The 2,755-nt window shown below is 50.9% G+C and carries 4 protein-coding genes; 3 read left to right on the forward strand and 1 reads right to left on the reverse strand.

Annotated elements, in window-relative coordinates; translation table 11 throughout:
• The 3 genes from J7439_RS25195 to J7439_RS25205 all read left to right on the forward strand — a co-directional run.
• Positions 1–281 (forward strand): transposase (locus tag J7439_RS25195; RefSeq protein ID WP_209204809.1); only part of this gene is annotated, 281 nt, incomplete at its 5' end.
• 337 nt (positions 282–618) lie between these two features.
• On the forward strand, positions 619–975 hold the full coding sequence (locus tag J7439_RS25200; RefSeq protein ID WP_209204810.1) for a hypothetical protein: 357 nt from the start codon (positions 619–621) through the stop codon (positions 973–975).
• Positions 976–2,139: a DUF3322 domain-containing protein gene (locus tag J7439_RS25205; protein WP_209204811.1), complete on the forward strand. Its 1,164-nt coding sequence runs from the start codon at positions 976–978 to the stop codon at positions 2,137–2,139.
• A gap of 246 nt (positions 2,140–2,385) precedes the next feature.
• Here the strand turns inward: J7439_RS25205 and J7439_RS25210 are convergent.
• Positions 2,386–2,755, reverse strand: a 370-nt coding sequence (locus tag J7439_RS25210; protein WP_209204812.1) for a hypothetical protein, incomplete at its 5' end; no start/stop codon positions are given.

Raw genomic sequence — 2,755 nt, forward strand, 5'->3', positions numbered from 1 at the left:
CCTGGCTTGGACTGGTAACCAAACAGCAGTCTACCGGTGGCGTACCCACCTTGCCGGGGATCAGTAAACGGGGCGATACCTACCTGCGAACCCTGCTGATACACGGTGGCAGAACCGTTGGCAGGGTGGCCGATAAACACGACGATCGACGTAATAACTGGATTAAAGAGCTTGATCAGCGCAGGGACAAGAATATATCAGCAGTGGCTGTTGCCAATAAAAACGCTGGCATTGCCTGGGCTGTGTTAACCAGGAAAGAGCCGTACAAGGCAGCAGCATGAACATAGGCACTAAAATAGTAAACATTTGTCGTTAGACAAGAAAAGCAAAAGCGGTTAATCAGTGTAAGAAGCCTGCAACGAGTTGCGCGGATAAAGTTCAAATAATGGCATAAAAGGTAAGGCCTGCACTCGCTTGAACCTGACCAGGGCCAGGGCCCGTAGAGGCCGAAGACCTGGAGGTGGGAGTGAGCGGATTCCATCAGGGCCAGAGGCATTGAGACCTCACCCCAAAGGCAGGATTCTTTATTAATAGAGTGGAAGCATTACTCTTTAGTCATGATGGAAAACTTATCCTTGCAATGCGGGGCGGACCATACATGACCCCAAACCTTCCGAGATGCAGTTTAACCAGCAGATCAACCAGCTGAACCAGCGGCAGTTAGATCTAAAGCTGCTGCTGAAATATACGGATTTTGCCGAAATCAACTGGCAGCCCCTGGCCATCCAGATCAACAGTCTGGAACAGGAAAAGCAGCAGCTGGAAACCGGCTCCGACATTCTTCGCACCTTGCGCCAGCGCCTGGAACGTTGCGAAGCGGCGACGGGTGAAAAACGCTACCGGGAAGATGACTCGGAAAAAGAGTTTTATTCCGATGCCGGTGGCAAATCCGGTGGCCAAAAGGAGAAACAGCAGGAACAGGAGCGCCTGCTGCAGGAAACCATAAGCCAGCACAGGGCAGAAGCCATTAGCTAAATGATTACTCTCACCGAACTACAGAAAAAATCCCTGCGCCCCTGGATTTCCGGGACGTTTCTGAGAAGTGTTTTGCAGGGAGAATCCCTGTTCCCGCTGGAAATCACATTTCGCAAACCGTCCGGTAAATTGCTCAGCCAGGAGTTTGTCAAGGTTCGGGACTGGATAGCCCTGTTGCACAACAATAGCAAAGCGGTAAAAGGCAGTGGTTATCGGCTGGATTATCGCAGCATCAACCATCAGCAGCTCGGTACCCAGCGCATCCCCCAGCGCATTGTGTTTGAACACCGGGAAGACTGGCTGGGTTTTATCGCCAAGATCAAAGCCTTTCGCCAGTTTGATGAACTGGCGGGCACAACCAGACGACAGCTACCAGAATTAATGCCCTGGCTGCAGGAAAAGCCGTTAAAAGCCCTGGAGCTGGTTGATAGCTGGCCCCGGTTACTGAAGGTCTGCCGATATTTTCAGTTGAACCCAAAACCGGGACGTTACATCCGACAATTGGATATTCAGGGAGTGGACAGCAAATTTATTGAAAATAACAAGGGTATTCTCTCGGAATTGCTGAGCCTGGCCCTGGAACCGGAGGATTTTGATGGAACCATCGCCGGTCTGGCAGAAAACGGTTTTGAGCGCCGCTTTGGCTTACGGTTTGATGAGCCACTGGTGCGATACCGGTTATTGGATCATCCCGGCCCGGTGACGGATATCACGGTTCCGGTGTCGCAATTCATAGATCCGGGAACCCGCAAGGTGTTTATCACGGAAAACAAGGTCAATGGTCTTGCCTTTCCACCGGTACCGGATGCCATTGTAATCTTTGGGCTGGGCTATGGTATTCAGTCATTGTCTTCCATTAGCTGGCTGAAGGAAAAAGAGATTATCTATTGGGGCGATATTGACACCCATGGTTTTGCCATTCTCTCACGCCTGCGGCAGCAATTCCCGCAAGCCCGCTTCTTGTTGATGGACCAGGCCACCCTGCAAGCGCATCTGGAACTTTGCACGGAAGAAATGGACAGTAAACGTTTTACCGGTGAACTGGCGGGACTTACCCCGGATGAATTGCCATTGTTTGCGGCACTGAAGGATAACACCTACGGGAAAAACCTCCGTCTGGAACAGGAACGTATCGGTTATGGTTGGCTGTTGGATGCCCTTTGACCGGTGATAGCATTAGCAGCGAAAATCTACCGATTCACTCCGCTGTCATCCTGCACAGGACCCATTCCACAGGGAGGTGAATGCCCGGCAAGATAGTTCTCACTGCAAGGTGGGTTTCGTACATCCCTGTATGGAATAACAGCGGAGTAAAGTAACTGGTTTTCTGCAATGGATTCCTTAATGTCTAACCTAAGACGGGAGGCAAAAATCCAGAGTGCGGTCTTTCTTTTTGAACACATTCAAGTTTCATGACGCTGGTTTCCCACCAATTGCATTGAAACCGTGTAACAGGTTTTCCGGATGTTCCGGTTGTGATAGCTGATTAATACGTTTGTCCAGCTCAGTCACTTTGTCAGTCTTTACCTGGCTCATTTCATGGGCTGGTTCCTGCGTAGAAACACTCTGCCTGTTCATTCGTTCTCTGATTCCCTGAATACCCTGGGATACTGAGTTGACCGCGGCGCTTGCCAGCTCTTTACCACGGGTCAGTGGTTTCATCGCCAGCTCCTGACCACGCAACCCCTCCTGGTAACCGGTAATCCATTGATAGGTTGAATAGGCGGCAATCCCCAATCCGCCCGCTGCCAGAAGGGAACCTGAGGTAATTCCCAAGGTA

Origin of the sequence: Salinisphaera sp. G21_0, from assembly GCF_017744115.1 — a bacterium.
In the GTDB taxonomy this organism is placed as follows: Bacteria; Pseudomonadota; Gammaproteobacteria; order Pseudomonadales; family Endozoicomonadaceae; genus Endozoicomonas.

Excerpts from the sequence above, each read along its gene's own strand:
- J7439_RS25200 (WP_209204810.1), top strand. The coding sequence starts at position 619 with ATGCAGTTTAACCAGCAGATCAACCAGCTGAACCAGCGGCAGTTAGAT.
- J7439_RS25205 (WP_209204811.1), top strand. The coding sequence starts at position 976 with ATGATTACTCTCACCGAACTACAGAAAAAATCCCTGCGCCCCTGGATT.